The following is a 17,120-nucleotide window of genomic DNA, read 5'->3' as shown; positions in this document are numbered from 1 at the left end:
CGCGCGGGTTTCTGCTGTTCAGCGGGGGAGCTGAGAAGGCCGAGTGGGTGGTGAAGGGTTCGCAGGACAGATCGCGGACGGGCTTCGGTCATGTCGGTGGCGCGGAGTTGGTTGAGGGGGTGTTGCGCAGGGTGTCCATGTTCTCGGGGTCGTGGCCGGTGCGGATCTGCGAGCGGTGTCACGACGTAGTCGATCTTGATTTCGAAGCGCCATTGGCCTCGCAGGGCCAGGGTGATCTTCTGGGGTTTTGGCCTGGCGGGACGGCAGGGTGGTGATGTCATGCGGGCGCGCGGGTCCGCTTGCCTGTGGGCTTGTCCGTCCGGCACCGGATGACCCGGGCGATCAGTCGGGCATGAGGAAAGCTGAGGTTGGAGACGGTCAGGACCTGAATGATGCGGGTTTCCTCACGGCCGTGGCCTTCGGTGCCGGTCGTAGTACTTCACGGTGGCCTTCTTTCAGGGCGGACGGCGGTACCGGACATAGAGGGTGGGCTGGTTAAGCTCCATGGTGAGTAGGTGACGGGCCTTCTTGCTCTCGACCAGCTCCCCTCGCCCGTCGGGCTGAGAGTTGTCCTTTTTGTGGTGGTGTTTTCCGGCGGCGCGCGGGGCTGCTGGTGCGGCCTGGTGGGTGGCCGGTCCGGGGCCGGGATGCTTTCGGCGCTTTCGCGGGAGTGCCCAGGCTCCGCCGGATCCGGCGATAGCCGCGGAGGACCCGGCGGGGTGAGGGTGTCCGGTGTCAGCGGCTTCTCCCAGGGTCTGCGGAGATCTGCGGCGAGGGGGCGGGCGAGGCGGAGCTGGGTGTAGGCGGCCAGGATCAGCCAGAGATGCGCCACAGGCGGTCGACGTCGTGCGCGGTGGCGTCGGGGCCGCTGTGCCACAGCCACATCGGTTTGGGGTCACGGTTGTCAGGCAGGTACTCGACCGCCAGGTGAACGAGTTTCCCTTCCGCGATGGGGAGTTCATCGTCATGCCGGGTCCATGAGCCGCGGCGTTCCAGTTTTCGGATGCAGACGTCTCCAGCAGCGAGCGACAACGGCACCAAAGCCGTGGACAGTGGTGGACTCCTGGGCCGGAACGGTGTGGGTGGCCAAGGTCGGCGAGGCGGAATACCTCGCCGTGACGCGGCTGTCGGCCCTTGACGGGGCCCTTGCGCCGTCCTGCCGGATGTGACGCATGACCCCGTCGGCGCGGATCCGCCCGAGCAGCCGCACTGGGTCCTCGCGCAGTAGCCAGGACAGGGCACGGCGTCGTAACCGGAGTCGAGCACGAACAGCACCTCCGGGTCGCCCTCGTGCCACTGCCCGGCCTCCCGCAGCCGGACGAGCAGGTCCCTGATCTGGGCGACGGTGACCTCGGTCGGATCATCATGCGGGCCGAGCCGGACCGCGTCCAGCACCCCGATCCACGACGTGCGCCCCCCCCGTTACCTTTTTCGTGGCTCCGCAATGGGGCCTCCGGCCTTCGGGTCCGGCATGACTTCCCCCCCTTGTTGTTCATGATCCGGGGGGTGGTGTCACCGGGCCCGGAGGCATCGACAGACCGCTAATGAGGGGCTTGAGCACCGGCTTCACCCAAGCCGGAAGAGCTCTCCGTAACGTGGATGTGGCAGCTCGGTGCCCTGGCAAGGCCGGACGAAAGCGTGATGGAGGGGCCTGCACGTGATCGATACCGGCGACATCGACGTCTTCCTCGGCCTGGACGTCGGCAAGGGCGAACACCACGCCACCGCCGTCACGCCGGCCGGGAAGAAGGCGTTCGACAAGCGGCTACCCAACACCGAACCCAAGCTTCGCGAGCTGTTCGCGAAGCTGAAGGCCAAGCACGGAACGGTGTTGGTCGTGGTCGACCAGCCGGCCTCGATCGGCGCTCTGCCGCTGGCCGTTGCCCGCGACATGGGCTGTCCGGTCGCCTACCTGCCTGGATTGACGATGCGGCGGATCGCCGACCTCTACCCGGGCGAGGCGAAGACCGACGCGCGGGACGCGTTCATCATCGCGGACGCGGCCCGCGCGATGCCGCACACGCTGCGGGCTATCGACGGCGAGGACGAGACGATCGCCGAGCTGGAGATGATCGTGGGCTTCGACGACGACCTGGCCGGCGAGGCGACCCGGGTCGCGAACCGGCTGCACGGCTTGCTCACCCAGATCCATCCGTCGCTGGAACGGGTGCTGGGGCCGCGATTGCAGCACCCGGCCGTCCTCACGCTGCTGGAACGGTTCGGATCACCGGCACAGATACGCAAGGCCGGCCGTCGGCGGCTGGTCACCCTGCTGCGGCCGAAGGCGCCGAGGACGGCCGAGCGTCTGGTCGAGGAGATCTTCGCCGCGTTGGACGAGCAGACCGTGACGGTCCCTGGGACCGAGGCGGCCGCACTGATCGTCCCGAGCCTCGCCGGCTCGCTGACGGCCGTGCTTGACCAGCGGAAACTCTTGGCCGGGCGGATCGAGGAACTCCTGGAGGACCACCCTCTTTCCAAAGTCCTGACCTCGATGCCAGGCATCGGCGTCAGGACCGGAGCCCGCATCCTGATCGAGGTCGGCGACGGCAGCACCTTCCCGACCGCCGGCCACCTCGCCGCCTACGCCGGCCTCGCCCCGGCCACCCGGAGCTCGGGCTCCTCGATCCGCGGCGAACAGCCATCCAGAAGAGGAAACAAGCAGCTCAAACGGGCCTTCTTCCTTTCCGCGTTCGCTGCCCTTGGCGACCCGACCTCGCGGGCCTACTACGACAAGAAAATCAGCCAGGGCAAGCACCACACTCAGGCCCTGCTCTGCCTCGCCAGACGACGAGCCGACGTCCTCTTCGCGATGCTCCGCGACGGAACCTTCTACGAACCCCAACCCGCAGGGGCCAGGTGACGGTTCAGACTCACCGGTCAGTCCTCCTCCGGCCGAAGCCGCTGCCGAGCGGCCTCAAGTCATGGTCATAGTCAGGCGCGAACAGCCCAGGAAGTGACTTGGCCAGCGTCCCCGCGATGCGATGGATCGGCGCCCAGACCGCCGGGTCGTCGACAACCCGGCTCAGGTCCGTCATCTGCAGCTTCTCCAGCCAGTCCGACAACACCAGCGCCTCGTCACTCGTGAGCTTGATCGTGACCTGGCTATCACCCATGCACACCCCTACGGCTCGGCCCCACCCTCGACCACACGAACCTACTGGTCCTCGACCTTGACCAAACACATAGGGGCACCCCCCCGCCCAGCGCGGCCGCGACCTGGTACGGCCACCCCGGAATCGTCTGCCGCACCCCGTCACACCGACACGGACGGTGACAGGTCAGCCGGCCCGGTGAGCACTCCGCGTCCGGACGCGGCCACGGCGTCACATCCAGCGCGATCAACAACTGCCGGTCAGACCCACGCGGCAGCGTGAGGCCGGCCAGAGCGACTCGCAGCCGGCCCACATCGACCGGCCGTCGGCCAGTGCGTCGTACACCGCGCCGTGTCCCCACCGGTGCACCACCTGAAGCGACAGCTCCGGCAACGACATCACCGGGCCCTCTAGAACCAGGGCTCGTCAACCCAGCCAGTGTTCGTTACTCCGCCAGTGACGGTCACTGTGCCGAGGGACCTCTCTGGGCCCCAGGTGTAGTCGTCCACCCAATTCGTGTAAACCTTTGCGCTTTGCGTGGGTGCGATCGCGACTTGCCAGGCGTATTTGCTGGCAATCTTGTCGTTGCCGTCATCGAAGAGGCCGGCGCCGAAATCCACGTAATGGGTGACATTGTCTATATTGCGCACTTCGGTATAGGCGCGATCCGAGCTCGTTCCGTCCCATTGGATACAAGAGCGGACGGTGAGTGAATATCCTGCCTTGTTGCCGTGCGCGACCGACTTCCACAGGGAGCACGTGACCCCCGATGCAGCCTGGGCGCTTCCAGCGGTACCAGTGATCAGCGCCGCAGTTGCGGCTGCTGAGGCCAGCAGGGCTGGGACTATCCTCTTCATGCCTTGCTCCTTACGCCAGGTTATCCCTGCGCCCATGGAACACCTTCAGTACCAGTTTCTGATTAGGTAGACGGTACTTGACTTCGCCTTTCAGGCATGGTTACCGGTGTGGTGATCTTCAGGCTCGTAGCTGGGGCCATACCCGTAAAGCGAGCGAGGTAGGTGGCCCGGCTTTACCGGAACTATCCTGGTTCATCCCTTGAGTGTTCCCCTTCTGAGATCCCGCGGTCCGGCCTGCAGGGTCCCGCGCGGCCTGGATGCGAGGCATCAGCATCGGCCAGGCTTCATCCGCTGACCAGAGGCGATGACGCTTGCAGGCGGTCTCCCACGGCTCGAACTGCTCCGGAAGGTCACGCCGCTGAACGTTTGTGACCGTGCGGTGGTCACTCCATCTGCCTCAACCTGCACCAGCGTGAGGCAGGGACGACGCCAGCCGTTCCCGCTCTGAGTTCGTCAGATCCCCACGGCCATACGACGAGCCTGGCCTCAACGCTCCACCTCTGTCAGGAGATCCGAGAAGCAGTGCCTAGTGATCTGAGTCAGAGATTCGGTGGCAGTAGGCGGCGACTTTGTCGAGGATCTCGTCGGCGGTCTTGGTCCAGATGAAGGGTCTGGGTTGGTTGTTCCAGTCGGCCAGCCATGACCGGATGTCGCGTTCGAGGGCCGGGACGGAGCGGTGGACGCCGCGCTTGAGCTTCTTCTGTGTGAGTTCGGCGAACCATCGCTCGACGAGGTTCAGCCATGACGCGCTCGTGGGTGTGAAGTGCAGGTGGAACCGCGGGTGGGCGAGCAGCCACTTCTTGATGTCGGGTGTCTTGTGGGTCGCGTAGTTGTCCAGGATGAGATGAATCTGCAGGTCGTCCGGGACTTCCTTGTCGAGCTTGGCCAGGAACTTCTTGAACTCGATGGCCCGGTGGCGGCGGTGAAGTGAGCCGATGACTTTGCCGGTCGCGGCTTCGAGGGCTGCGAAGAGGGTGGTGGTGCCGGCGCGGATGTAGTCGTGACTGCGTCGTTCGGGGACGCCGGGCATCATCGGCAGGACGGGCTGGGACCGGTCCAGGGCCTGGATCTGCGACTTCTCGTCCACGCAGAGGACCAGGGCCTTCTCCGGCGGGTCGGGGTAGAGGCCGACGACGTCGCGGACCTTGTCGATGAAGAACGGGTCGGTCGACAGCTTGAAGGTCTGGGACCGGTGGGGTGCCAGCGCGAATGCCCGCCAGATCCGGAGTCGGCTGATCACGGGGCTTTCGCCTGCGGGGATTGCTGAACTCGCCGGCAAGGTCGGTTCGTTGTGGCGCGAACGGCATCAGGTCGTGCTTGCCTCGCGGCCGCGGTGCCGGGCAGTGGGAGCCGGGGCGAAGCGCAAGCTGGCCTTCGTCGATCGGCTGCTGGTCATTCTCGTCCAGCTTCGCCACGGTGCCACCCATGAGTACTGGCCTCGCGGTTCGGTGTCGACTGTTCCACCACTCACCCGCGCAATCGGTGGGGTCGGCCGCTGCTCGCCTAGAAGAGGTTGCACCGTCACCCCGGTGTCCGGCTCCGTTGCCTGCCGAGGCCATTGACCATCCCGGCGTGAGCCAGCAGACCGGGGATCATCGACGGCACCGAGATCCGGGGAGGCACACCCGCAGCCGGCGCGAGGACCGGGAGAAGCGACAAGCAGAGCGCCGTGAAGTCGATGGTCGTCACGGGACACCTCCGGCCGGCTGCTGTTCTGCAGCCCGGCCGAGCCGACGTGCTGTGTCAACATCACTCATGCCCGACGGTTGGGCCTGGTCAAGCTCCTTGCCGACGGGCCCACCGTGGAGATCCTGGCCGACGCGGGCTATCAGGGGCTCGGTGCTCAGACGGGCGGCCGTGTGGTGATACCGCCGTACTGCAAGTTCAAGAAGAGGCCTGCCTGGCGTGCCTCTTCTTCGCGGGAGCGGGTGTGGCGGGACCTCCTGTTCGGGATGGTGTTCTTCGTGGGTGTGCCCTGGCGCTGCTTCTTCCGCCGGATCCTGCGGGAACGCGGCCGGGCAGGGCGCTTTGCGAAGAGCCCTTGCTGGAGGGCTCGGCAGACGGTCTCGGGGCGCAGGTTCATCGTCGGCTCACCGGGATGGATGCAGGTGAGGTGGCGGGTGATCTGCTGCGGTGACCCTATGTTGCCCCAGCTTGGCGTTGACGAGGTCACGCAGCGCGGAGCTGGTCCGGAGCCTCTCCGGCTTGGGCTGGCGCCGGCGGAGACTAGCCTCGTTGCCGGACCGCCAGGGGTTGTAACGGCCGCCGGGCCCCTGGCCGAGTCGGATCTCCCGGTAGACGGTGGAGCGGGACCTGCCGATCGAGACCGCGAGCGGTGATCCGGTCGTCCTGGCTGAGGTAGCGGGCGTCGATGGGCGTGTCGGGCAGGAGTATCGTCCAGCCTTGATGGACCACAGCGGGCCCGCGCTGGTGGATACACGCACCCGGCGGGCAGCCGCTGCCCCTTTCAGGCCGCCTCTACGCAGTTGTTCGAAGTCCCTCTTCGGCACCGGCAACGGTAACCGGTACAGCCCGATCTCGGCTGGAAACGCGTACGGCTTCGGGTCTCTGGGCGCTGATCGCCAACGTATCCCGGCTGCATGGTCGTCGGGTGGCGTTGGGTGGGTTTGTGCGTGTCGTGCTATCGCTTTGCGCGGTGAGGGGGAAGCTGGGCTCTCGGTATGGCAGAGGAAGGGCAGGTACGGGTGGTCACGACGGCGGTTGGGGCTGGTACGCAGGAGACGGTGCGGCCGTTCAGGGGCGGGGACGGGACGGCGGTGCTGCAGCTGGTCGGTGCGGATCTGCTGCCCGGCCGACCGTATCCCACCCTGGCCATGCTCGACCACGCTGTGCAAGGGACCGTGCCTGGTGGCCCGGCTAGCCTGGAGGACGTGCGTACCGAAGTACTCGCCTCCGCAGGCGGTCAGATCCTGGGCGCGGTCTGCTGGGCGGTTCGTGCGTCGGACGGCGCAGGGATGCTCTTGTGGCTGCACTGCCTGGAGGACGAGCAGCCGCTCACCCGGGTACTGATCCGCCATGCGACAGCGCAGTTGGGGCGGCGGACGGTGCATGCATTTGCCGAGCCCACTGCGCTGGCACCCGCAGGGCTTGCCGCGGGCAATCGTCCCGGGACCCGCCGCGCCTTGGAAGAATGCGGATTCTCCGGTACGGACCGGTGGCGCTACCTGCACCACCGCCTCGAGACCCGCAGCAGGTGGCTGTATGCAGTCGCCGACCTTGCCGAGTGCCCGGATTCTCAGGGCTGGCACCTGCACCTGCGGGAGCCGGACGGCACCCGCATCGGCGAAGCATTCACCGCCCTGCCCGTGGATGGCACCACCACCCTGGAGTGGGTACGTCTGGCACCCGGCCAGCACCGTCTGGGGCACATCCTCCTCGAACAGTGCCTGGCCCACCTCGCCGACTGCGGCGTCCGTGAGGTGACTGCCCACCTGGCCGCGCCCACCGAAGACCAGCCGTACCTGGACGCCGCTCTCGGCCTCCACTCCGCCGTCGGCTTCACCGAGATCGACCAGCTCCACACCTACACCCGCCGTCCCTGACCGAGCGGGCCGACCAGACCGGGACCCGTTCCACAGTCACCGGAGCGCTCCGCTCGCATGCACGACGCCTAAAGGGAGCGCAGCGCAACAGGCTGATGGCCTCTGGAGCGGAGTACAGGCCGCATGAACGTGCCGATCGAGCCGACGATCGCATCGATGCCGACTGGCTGCCCGGCCAGCACCCAGCCTGCGAAACCCTGACGCCAGCCGGTGAAAGCCCGAGTGAGACAGAGACTGTCGTCGTGTGTGCCAAACACGATGAGGTAGTAGGCGCGTTGCGCTGCCGGGTGCGGCCCGCCGACGGGACAGGTCTGAATGTGTGGCTGCACGCCCGCGAGGACTTTGAGGTGACTGCCGCGCTCGTCGCACTGGCCGATCTCACCTCGGCCACCGGCCGCTGTATGCGTGTACCGGCCCCGGCCACCGCCACCGGCATCCCCGGGCCTGCCCATTGAGCACCGTGCCATCACCGCACGCGCCCTGGCCGCTGCTGCTGGCTTCTCCCCGGCCTCCGCGCGGCGGTACTTCCTGCGCGACCACACCACCACCCCACTGGTGCTGCCGGCATGCCCACTGGCAGATGTCACCTCTCTGGGCGGTCCGGCGGGTTGGCGAGTGGCTATCCACCATCGAAGGCCAGCACCTGGCCACTGCCACCTTGCTCACCTCCACCCCGGCCACTGCTCACATGGCCGTCCTGTCACAGCTGTCTGCCCGCTCCGGGCAGCGCCGCCGCGCCATCGGCAGTCACCTGCTCGCCCAGACCCTCGACCAAGCTCATGCCCACGGTGCCCGCCACCTCACCGCCGACATTCCCGAAGGGCACACCGCCGCCCGCCTCCTGGCCAGCACGGCCTTCCTCCCAGTCGACACCCTCACCGTCCACCACCACCGCCCCTGAACCTCACGGGACCGGACGGACCTGCCTGGGTCTCCCAAGTGACCACGCGCACAGAAAAACCTCCGGCCCACTGGACACCAGCACCCGCCCGGCTCTGGATACATGCCGCGTCTGATGAGTGGTCGTGCGGCACAGGGCGGCTGGGCCGCCAGCCGCATATCGGCGCTGGGAGCCCGGCACGCCACCCACGAAAGGGCGTACAGGGCATCGGCGCGGCACGTGGCGGGCAGGCTCCACCGCCCCTCGGAGGCTGGACTTGGGGTAGCCCGCTTGTGGTTTGGGCCGGTGTCGTTGCTTGCGCCTCAGACCCGGCAGTGGTGGTTCGTCTCAGGCGGTGCGGCGCTGGGAATCGGGTGTGTCGGCGTCGTGCTTGCGTCGGGCGGTTTCCAGGAGCCGGGCCCAGGACTGCACGGTCGGGCGGCGCTTCAGCAGAGCCCGGCGTTCGCGTTCCGTCATGCCGCCCCATACACCGTGCTCTATCCGTTCGTCGAGCGCGTAGGCAAGGCACTCGGCCTTCACTGAGCAGCCGGTGCACAGCGCCTTCGCCCGGTTCTGAGCGGCTCCCTGGACGAACAGGTCGTCTGCTGGCGTGGTCTTGCACAGCCCCGACGACATCCAGCTGGTCTCCACACGTCCCCGCTTTCCCGACCGCCATCCGTGCTCGGCCTGCTTCTTCACTCGACAGGGTTGGCACGCTACGTAGGCAAGTGCCGCCGGTCTACATCTCACACCACTCTTCGCCCATTCGGGTGACTTCGTGGGACGTGAGGTGCGGCGGTGCCGTACGTCGTTTGAGGCGGGCGGAGGGTGTTGCCTGGTCTGGCTTGAGTGTGGGGCCAGGCGCGAGCCTGAGTGATCGTGGGGTGCTCCGGACCGGTGGTCGAGGAGGGCTGCGGCCGTGATGACGTGGCGTCGGACCGTGTGGCTGTGATGACGCTCGGCTCTGGAGGTATGCAGCCCACGGGGCGCGGACCCCGGTGATGGCCTGGCGTCTCTTCACACGCATACTTCAGCGGCTGAAGGAGTGGGAATGGTGTCCCGTTTCGTTGGGTGCCTTCGTCATTCAGCTGCTTGAGGAGGGCACCTTCATCAGTGCACCCCTGCGGCCTCGTTAGGGCGGCCAGGGCTCCTCCTGTCTTCGACTCATAAGCACGGGTGTCGACATGCACAGGGCGATTCCCGCCGTACCGGATCGCCCCGCGCGCGGGGCGGGACGTCGGCTCATTGGGGCTTCCGACGGGTCTTTCTCGGGGACTACCTTCCCGCGGGCCTTGTGGAGGGTATTCCGCTGTCAGGCATGTCGTGGAGGCCGGTCGCGGCAGCTTATGGGCGATAAGAGCAGTGAGCATGCTTTGCTCAGGCGAGGGCCAGACATCACACGCAGAGTGATGAGAAGGTCGGCGCGCCCCTCGTCGTCTCCCGGTTGTGCAGGGCGGCGCCGGCATGGAAATCAGCGGATCCCAGTGCCTATATCGCAGGGAGATGCGCAGGAGGTTGCGGCATACGGTCGCGGGGGAGGAGGCCGTCACTTCTTGACCTCTTCAAGGTCCGGGCGGCAGCCGTTCGAATGCGTTTGCGTGGGTGAGTGAAGGGGCGTTGTGTACCGGCCAAGGGCTGGGCCTGTGATGAAGGGAAGTGCCGGGATGATGTCGATGAAAGACTTCTGGCGCGTCATGGCTGCTACAGCGGAACCATCCGGCGTGCAAGCTGTGCAGGAGATCGCCGACACGCCTTTTGTGGATCTTGGTTTCGACTCATTGACACTCATCGACGCCGTGGAGCGCATTGAGAGCCAGTACGGAATCGGGATCGATCACAGGCGGCTGGAAGGCCTGAAGACACCGAGAGCGCTATACAGTTTCCTTTCTGACCGCGGCGGGAGAACAGCGACCCCGTCCAGGCCGCCTGTCGGCCTGGGACGGGTGACGATCTCCCAGCAGGATCCCTCGTCGAGCACAGAGCCGCACGAGTAGTGCCACCGTAGATGGTCAGTCTGGCTGTGGCTCGGCACCAGCGGCCTTGTGGGCGCCAGGAGCCCTCAGTCAGGCGCTCACCATGCGTGACTCGGGGATGCCAGGTCAGTCCCCGAGTTTCCGCTGTGCTCTGCGCGCACGCGAATGACACCGTTCACAGCACGGATCGCCCATATGAGCCGAGGGCCCAAGGCGCCGTCCCGGGGAAGGTTGCGGATGGTGACGACACCATCGACCACGGTCACATCTGTTTCGGACGATGGAGTGAAACGCGGCAGGATGGCGCTGCGAATCTCGTCGGCGAGTTCGGCGTCGGAGCGGAAGAACGTGACGGGGATGTCGCCACGGCTGACGATTCCCTCGAGCAGGCCGAAACGGTTGACGACCGGGAGATGATCGATGCGGTCTCGGACCATCAGCCGTGCTGCTTCCGTCAGCGTCGCATGCGACCGGACCGTCCGGGGCGGTACAGACACGATGTCTTCTCTACCGGTGCCCTGATCGGGTGTCCCCTGCCGGGGGTGCGGACGCCCCCCTGCAGGGGATGCCGCGGTCATTACACCAACGACGCGTCCCTCTCCTTCGAGCACGGGAATTACGCTGATGTCCCACTCGCGCATCAGCTCAGAGATCTCCGCGGGCGAAGCATGGCGTCCGACAGCGATGACGGTGAGGGACATCACGTCGTTAACAGTGTGAGGGGCTGACATAGGACCCTCCTTCGGCCCGGTACGACCAGCGTGACACTACAAGACCTGAAGAGCGGCTGACGGAGCCGAAACAAAGGGGCACCTCTCTCATCGAAGGCCTGGTGTGCAACAGTCACCCGTTTATTTTAGAGGTCCTAGCAGAAGCTGCTGATGTTTGTGATTGCCAGCTCGAATGCCCGTCGGCCGGTTCGTGGGGAAGGCGGATGCTCGACTGTGGACCGGCGACCCGTTGCGGCCATTCCGGCACAGAAGCTGGTGGCGACACAGTAACGGACAGCCGACCGGCAGGTTCCGTGAGGGATCCTGCCCCAGAAGCTTGGCTTCGAGTCTGGCATGACATTTCGACGCTGGCTTGCCGAGTGGAACGAAGCCGGGCGCAGGACCGGCTCCATGCGGTTCTGCGCGAAAAGGCTGCGGTCGGCAGAGCCAGCGGTCGACTCCAGCCGTATCAGGGCTGCTCGGCGGAGGACCGCGGCCGCAGACGGCCGGGCACATGGTCCGCTCGATCACCCGCCGACGGCGCCCAAGCCGTTCTGATGACTCGACGCCCTTGCGAGCGACACAGGCTCACCGAACCGCTTGCCGCGTAGGCATTTCCGCAGCTCAGGTACGTCGTAGGCCCAATGGGAACCTAGGTTGGCCGTTGCCGGCCTCGGCATGGGGTGGGTGCCGTACCACGGCCGACGGGGAAGACTTTCCGCAGTTCAGCAGGCCGTCACCGGCTCTCACGCAAGAATTCCGGGGCCTGGTCAAGGAGGCCGTCGCCACCCTCAAGTCTTGGCGACTGCTCGTAGGCTCCGCTGCTTGACCAGGCGGATCACCACCATTGCCCAGGCCATCCTCACCCTGCACCTGACCAGCTCAGACTGAAGATGGAAAGGCGCAATAAACCCTTTCAGCCTGTGCTGGGGGGAAATGGGCGGGTCAGTGGGTGGGGTGACGGGGAGGGGCCCTGGCCGTTGGCGTGGTGATTCCACTCAGCACACCGGCGGCCGAGGAGCCCCTGCTGGTTCCGTGTCCCCATGCTCGACGTCCCGCATGAGCTCGTCGAGCATATTGCCCGGCTGCTGTACGAGCATTGCCGGACCCGGCAACACCCGCTGGCGCAAGCTCGGTTGCTCCAAGCGGGTGCTGCTCCTGGTTCACCTGCGCAAGGGACGAGACGTTCTCGCAGCTCGGAGCCGGTTTCGGGATATCCCAGGCCGCCGCCTGGCGGTATGCCGACGAGATCCTGGACGTTCTCGCAGTGTGGGCGCCGACCCTGCAGGAGGCCCTTGTCGGCCCCGATGAGGGCGATCACGTCGTCGACAGCCTCCCTGATTCCCACCGACCGGATCCGCACGGACGAACCGTACTGCCCGATGAAACATCGCAAGCACGGTATGAACATGCAGGTCAAGCCCGCCCGGACGGCACACCGCTCTGGCTTCTCCCGCGCGGCACCCGGCCGCACCCATGATCTGGCCGAGGCCCAGGCCCACGGCACTGTCCAAACCTGCCTCACCAGACAGATACACGCCCTCGCCAACCGCGCCAACCAGGGCGCTGGCGCCGCCTTCCCACCCCGTACCACCACCATCGCGAACAGCCTGAGTATTACCAGCAGTTCAACCGCGACCATGCCCGACTGCACGCTCTCGGCGGACCTTCACCCAACCCGAAATCTGTCACATCATGTGCGGAACCCACCGCTCAACCCGACATATCAACCGCACGTCCAAGCCATCCAAACCCCCTGACCTGCGACTATTCAGGATGAAAGAGGTTCACTGGGCCTCTTTCATCCTGTGCCGGGAGGGTGGAATGACCTGGTGGGCGGGGGTGTGACGGGGCAGGGCCCCTGGTCGTTTGCGTGGTGATCTCACTCATCACACCGGCGACCGAGGGGCCCTGTTGGTTCTATATCCTTCCATGCCCGACGTCCCGTACGAGCTCGTCGAGCATGTCTCCTGGCTCATCTACGCCCGAAGGCGTGAACTGAACTCGCCGTGGAGACGGCTCGGTTGCTTCAAGCAGGCGCTGCTCGTCCTGGCCCATCTGCGGAAGAACGAGACGTTCGCCCAGCTCGCTGCCGGGTTCGGCGTCTCGACCGCGACGGCCTGGCGCTACGTCGACGAGACCCTGGACGTCCTCGCGGCGTGGGCGCCGGGCCTGCACGAGGCCCTGACCGGGCTGGGCGAGGGCGACTTCGTCATCGTCGACGGCACCCTGATCGCCACCGACCGAATCGCGGCGGACGAGCCGTACTACTCACAGAAGCACAAGCAGCACGGCATGAACGTCCAGGTCATCGCCCGGCCGGACGGCACACCGCTCTGGTTCTCCCGGGCCGCGCCGGGACGCACCCACGACCTGACCGCCGCCCGTGCCCATGGCATCACCCAGGCCTGCCTCACCAGGCACATCCTCGTACTCGCGGACCGCGCCTATCAGGGCGCCGGCGCCACCGTCCGCACCCCCTACTACCGCCACCGCGAACAGCCCGCCCACTACCAGCAGTTCAACCACGACCACGCCCGGCTCCGCGCCCCCGGCGAACGCGCCTTCGCCGTGCTGAAGTCCTGGAGACTGCTCCGGCGAGCCAGATGCTCCACCCGCCGCATCAGCACCATCGTTCAGGCCGTCCACACCCTGCTGACCTGCAGCTATTCAGGATGAAAACGCCTCACTGACGGCAGCTGCGCAATGCCTCTAGTGTCCGACCGCTCAAGATGAGTCGCTCGTGTGTGGAGCACGGTCTACTCATGTACACGGGCTGCTCCGAGCTTCTACTAGAAGATCGGACGACATCGGATCTCCGGGCGCAGTGCACGGTTAGCAGGCCACGCAAGTCCCTGAGCTTCTTCAGAGTGGCCACCGATCGGGTGACAATTGGGCTCACGAGAGCTTTGCGCTGCCGCAGCTCAGAGGGCAGTCAACCTCAGCCAGCCACTCATCCTCTGGAGTGACCGCTGAAGAAGCTCCCTGACTCCGTTGACTCCTTGTCGAAGCTTCACACAGCGGAAGGCAGGACCTTGTCAGATTCTTCTTCACGCAGGCGCTTTCTGGGTGCGGCAGCCGGGGCACTCGGAGCCGCGGCCGTCTCGGCTGTTGCCCTGCCAGGCACGTCCTATGCGGCAGTACCGGAGGTGCCGCTGGTCACGCGCGCGGATCACCCCGCCGCCCTGTACGTAAGGGGCACTGACCGCAAGAACAGCGAGCCCCTCAATGCCACGGTGGACTGCGCACTGACAGGGGAGGGAAAATAATGGCGACCTTCATTACTCGAGCTCAGTGGGGCGCCAGAACCCCCAAACTTGTCAACCACAGAATCACCCCGGCCAATGGTGGAGTAACCATCCACCACACGGGCGGAGCCAAGGTTGCCCGCGCCAATCACGCCGACTGCGACAACTCGGTCCGCAACATCCAGAACCAGCACATGGATGTGAATGGCTGGGCCGACATCGCCTACAGCCACATCGTCTGCTCCCACGGCTACGTCTTCCAGGGGCGTGGTGAACACGTACGCTCGGCAGCGAACGGCAGCACGTCAGGAAATCAGAACTGGTACGCGGTCCTGGGCTTGGTCGGCGGTGCACCAGCCAACTACGACACCATCACCAACGGACTCCTCGACGGCTTTCGCTACGCCATTAACCGGCTGCGCATCCAAGGCGGTGCAGCCCACGCGATCAACTGTCACAAGGATCATGTGGGGACGCTCTGCCCAGGCAATCTGGAACCGTACGTTCGATGGGGCGATCTGGAGCCTTGAGTCAGCCGGCCCCGAAGGGCCACCACCACAGAACAGGCCGGCTGATGCGAGCTGAGGTGGGTGTTCAACCGGCACGATCCCCCCGGGAGCTGCCGCATTTCTCGACTTCCCGCGGATCGCCTCTGCGGCCTGGGACGAAGAGGGTCTGCCCAGTAAACGGTGTAATAGTCGGTGGGTGAAACAGAACGCGCAGCTCCTGGCGGATACCTGCGGTCTCGACTGAGAACGCATCTACCAGGCGCTTCGCTAAGTACGGCCTGCAGTCGTCGAAGTATGGCCGGACTCTCCATGGCCACAACACCGTCGTTGCCCGCCCCGGCCTGACCTGGAGTACAGGTCAGGCCCAAGGCAGGCCATATGCACGCCACAGGAGTAAGAGGCCAGGTGTTTTACATCGCTACCTGATTGAGTACTTCGATAAGTACACCGACATGCTGGCCGGGGCAGAACGGTGCTGGGACCTTACCTACGCCGTCTGCGTCCGTTATGCCGAGAGCACACCTCTGGCGAGGCTGACGGCTTCCGTCCCAAGCTGCCGCGGCGAGGTTCAGGTACGGATGGTCGACTGGGGGTGTTCTTGAGCTCTTTCTCCGCAAGGGAGGGCGGATGGACTGTGGTCCGTGCCGGACAGTCAGATGGTGACGCCGATGCTGCGGAGATAGGCGACAGGGTCTATGTGCGCGTTGTAGGTGTTCTCGGTGCGGATCTCGAGGTGGAGGTGGGGCCCGGTGGAGTTTCCGGTGCTGCCCGAGAGTCCGAGCTGCTGCCCGGGGGCGGTCCTCTGCCCGGGGACGGCCTCCGTGGAGCTCAGATGGGCGTAGAGGGAGTACATGCCGTCGGTGTGATGGATGACGACGGAGTTGCCGTATGCACCGTTCCAGCCGGCAGAGACGACTGTGCCGGAGGCGACGGCCTTGACAGGTGTTCCGGTGGGTACGGCGAAGTCCGAGCCGGTGTGGAACCCGGCTGCCCAGGAGCCGGGCGTGCGGTAGGGGGTGGTGATCGGAGCGTCGACGGGTGCCGAGCCCTTGCCCGTGGCAGGCATGGCGGCGTCGGATGTGGTCGGTGTCGTGCTCGGCTGCTGCGGGGTGCTTGTCGTCGGTTCAGGCTGAGACGGCTGGTCGGCGGGCCACGCTAAGGCTGTCCGGACGTGGTTGCGGATCTCGGCGGTTTCGGGTGTTTGCTGTGTGAGGGGCTGCCCGGCCTCGGCCGTCAGGCCTGCCTCGATCGAGCAGACGGGCCAGGCACCGGAGCCTTGGACTGCCAGAACCTTCTCTGCTATGGCGATCTGCTGCTCCTTGGTAGCCAGATGCGCGTCTGTTGCGTAGAGGTGGCCACCGAACTCGGCCCAGGTGCTGGAGGTGAACTGCAGGCCGCCGTAGAAGCCATTGCCGGTGTTGATGGACCAGTCGCCGCTGCTTTCGCAGGAGGCGACCCGGTCCCAGGTCTGAAGGTCTGCTGCGGAGGCACCGGACGCGGAGAGGGCGACAGCGGTCGGGACGATGGTGCCGACGGTGAAGAGTGAAGCCAGGATGCGGCGGGGCACACGGAAGGCAGGGATGTGGAGCATGGGGGACTTCCTGACAGGAGGTGACCGGTGCATGCGTTGAGCCGGGGCACATGGCGATCTGGTGGGGTGTGCGGGCAGGATGTTAAGAGGGTCGGGGCGGCAGACCTTGAACGGTCCCGGTGGCACGTGGTGTGGCGCAGGGCTCCGACGGAACAGTGCCGCTCGGTACAGGCATGGATCCTGGCGATTGCTCGGAGGAGCAGTCAGACATCTTTTCCGGCCGGGTACTTGCGCCGCGCAACAGGCGCCGCTGTCCGACCGGACGTGATGACCTGCCGCCCGATACGGCTTCTTCTAGTCGATGAGTGAGGACGGATCTGGTCGTGACGATTAGGACGGGGCCATCCCGTAGTACTGGTGTGTGCCGTGTCACCTGGCAGGCGATGCCCGGCCGAGGGTCGCTGGAGCCGGGGGACACAAGCACTACTGGTACAGCGGGCGCGACATCGTGGTGCCTGTGCGCGTCTTCCGGCGGCGTTCTTGCGTCCGGGAAGGAGGCCGCTCGCCTGCCCGTTCGACGTGCTGCTCGATGACGTTGTGTGCCGAGATGGCGCAATCAGTGATGAGTTCGCGCCCTGGCCGGCATCGGCGTACCGGTAGCCCGAGCACTTGCCGAGACGATTTCGTCGCCGTTGCGGAGACGCAGGTCTCGGCTTCCGTAAACGCCGCAGTGCCGGGCCGAGTTAGCGGTCGTTGC

General features: G+C 66.1%; 13 protein-coding genes and 5 pseudogenes. 9 read left to right on the top strand and 9 right to left on the bottom strand.

What is annotated here, in order from left to right; translation table 11 throughout:
• Positions 1-813: 813 nt before the first annotated feature.
• Complete coding sequence (locus OG462_RS01825; protein ID WP_406053865.1) at positions 814-1,038, bottom strand: hypothetical protein; 225 nt, start codon at positions 1,036-1,038, stop codon at positions 814-816.
• A 619-nt stretch (positions 1,039-1,657) separates the two neighbouring features.
• Here OG462_RS01825 and OG462_RS01820 point away from each other — a divergent pair.
• Positions 1,658-2,860 carry an IS110 family transposase gene (locus OG462_RS01820; RefSeq protein WP_406053863.1) on the top strand — a complete coding sequence of 401 codons (1,203 nt, stop codon included), beginning with the start codon at positions 1,658-1,660 and terminating at the stop codon, positions 2,858-2,860.
• Positions 2,861-2,870: 10 nt separating this feature from the next.
• On the opposite strand, the gene OG462_RS01815 is transcribed toward OG462_RS01820, so the two are convergent.
• The 4 genes and pseudogenes from OG462_RS01815 to OG462_RS01800 form a co-directional block, all read right to left on the bottom strand.
• A complete protein-coding gene (locus OG462_RS01815) occupies positions 2,871-3,113 on the bottom strand; it encodes a hypothetical protein (protein WP_406053861.1) in 243 nt (80 codons plus the stop codon).
• On the bottom strand, positions 3,106-3,453 hold the full coding sequence (locus OG462_RS01810) for a transposase (protein ID WP_406053859.1): 348 nt from the start codon (positions 3,451-3,453) through the stop codon (positions 3,106-3,108). Before OG462_RS01810 ends, OG462_RS01815 begins: the two co-directional genes overlap by 8 nt.
• Positions 3,454-3,502: 49 nt before the next feature.
• Positions 3,503-3,949 carry a hypothetical protein gene (locus tag OG462_RS01805; RefSeq protein ID WP_406053857.1) on the bottom strand — a complete coding sequence of 149 codons (447 nt, stop codon included), beginning with the start codon at positions 3,947-3,949 and terminating at the stop codon, positions 3,503-3,505.
• Positions 3,950-4,475: 526 nt separating this feature from the next.
• Positions 4,476-5,174: pseudogene (locus OG462_RS01800) on the bottom strand (IS630 family transposase); the annotation flags it as partial.
• A gap of 1,666 nt (positions 5,175-6,840) precedes the next feature.
• Here OG462_RS01800 and OG462_RS01795 point away from each other — a divergent pair.
• Both OG462_RS01795 and OG462_RS01790 read left to right on the top strand, forming a co-directional pair.
• Positions 6,841-7,512, top strand: a complete 672-nt coding sequence (locus OG462_RS01795; RefSeq protein WP_406053855.1) for a GNAT family N-acetyltransferase — start codon at positions 6,841-6,843, stop codon at positions 7,510-7,512.
• A gap of 580 nt (positions 7,513-8,092) precedes the next feature.
• Entirely contained in the window at positions 8,093-8,413 is a 321-nt protein-coding gene (locus OG462_RS01790) for a GNAT family N-acetyltransferase (protein WP_406053853.1), read from the top strand.
• Positions 8,414-8,740: 327 nt separating this feature from the next.
• On the opposite strand, the gene OG462_RS01785 is transcribed toward OG462_RS01790, so the two are convergent.
• A complete protein-coding gene (locus OG462_RS01785) occupies positions 8,741-9,028 on the bottom strand; it encodes a WhiB family transcriptional regulator (RefSeq protein WP_406066306.1) in 288 nt (95 codons plus the stop codon).
• Positions 9,029-10,038: 1,010 nt separating this feature from the next.
• Here OG462_RS01785 and OG462_RS01780 point away from each other — a divergent pair.
• Entirely contained in the window at positions 10,039-10,386 is a 348-nt protein-coding gene (locus OG462_RS01780; RefSeq protein ID WP_406053851.1) for an acyl carrier protein, read from the top strand.
• A 77-nt stretch (positions 10,387-10,463) separates the two neighbouring features.
• Here OG462_RS01780 and OG462_RS01775 read toward each other — a convergent pair whose 3' ends face one another.
• Together OG462_RS01775 and OG462_RS01770 are read right to left on the bottom strand one after the other, a co-directional pair.
• Positions 10,464-11,096 (bottom strand): HPP family protein, encoded by a 633-nt coding sequence (locus tag OG462_RS01775; RefSeq protein WP_406053850.1) that lies wholly within the window; start codon positions 11,094-11,096, stop codon positions 10,464-10,466.
• Positions 11,097-11,588: 492 nt separating this feature from the next.
• Positions 11,589-11,716 (bottom strand): annotated as a pseudogene (locus OG462_RS01770) (IS5/IS1182 family transposase); the annotation flags it as partial.
• 46 nt (positions 11,717-11,762) lie between these two features.
• On the opposite strand from OG462_RS01770, the pseudogene OG462_RS01765 reads away from it, so the two are divergent.
• The 5 genes and pseudogenes from OG462_RS01765 to OG462_RS01745 all read left to right on the top strand — a co-directional run.
• A pseudogene (locus OG462_RS01765) lies at positions 11,763-11,966 on the top strand (IS5/IS1182 family transposase); the annotation flags it as partial.
• Between the two features lie 94 nt (positions 11,967-12,060).
• A pseudogene (locus OG462_RS01760) lies at positions 12,061-12,732 on the top strand (transposase family protein); the annotation flags it as partial.
• A 216-nt stretch (positions 12,733-12,948) separates the two neighbouring features.
• Positions 12,949-13,754 (top strand): annotated as a pseudogene (locus tag OG462_RS01755) (transposase family protein).
• A 323-nt stretch (positions 13,755-14,077) separates the two neighbouring features.
• Positions 14,078-14,344 carry a twin-arginine translocation signal domain-containing protein gene (locus OG462_RS01750; RefSeq protein WP_406053848.1) on the top strand — a complete coding sequence of 89 codons (267 nt, stop codon included), beginning with the start codon at positions 14,078-14,080 and terminating at the stop codon, positions 14,342-14,344.
• Positions 14,344-14,853, top strand: coding sequence for a hypothetical protein (locus OG462_RS01745; RefSeq protein ID WP_406053846.1), 510 nt, complete (start codon positions 14,344-14,346; stop codon positions 14,851-14,853). Before OG462_RS01750 ends, OG462_RS01745 begins: the two co-directional genes overlap by 1 nt.
• A gap of 631 nt (positions 14,854-15,484) precedes the next feature.
• Here OG462_RS01745 and OG462_RS01740 read toward each other — a convergent pair.
• On the bottom strand, positions 15,485-16,423 hold the full coding sequence (locus OG462_RS01740) for a transglycosylase family protein (protein ID WP_406053844.1): 939 nt from the start codon (positions 16,421-16,423) through the stop codon (positions 15,485-15,487).
• Positions 16,424-17,120: the final 697 nt, after the last annotated feature.

Origin of the sequence: Streptomyces sp. NBC_01077, from assembly GCF_045162855.1 — a bacterium.
Classification (GTDB): domain Bacteria; phylum Actinomycetota; class Actinomycetes; order Streptomycetales; family Streptomycetaceae; genus Streptomyces.
The sequence above is the reverse complement of the archived record's forward strand: the minus strand, read 5'-3'. Positions and strand labels throughout refer to the sequence as shown.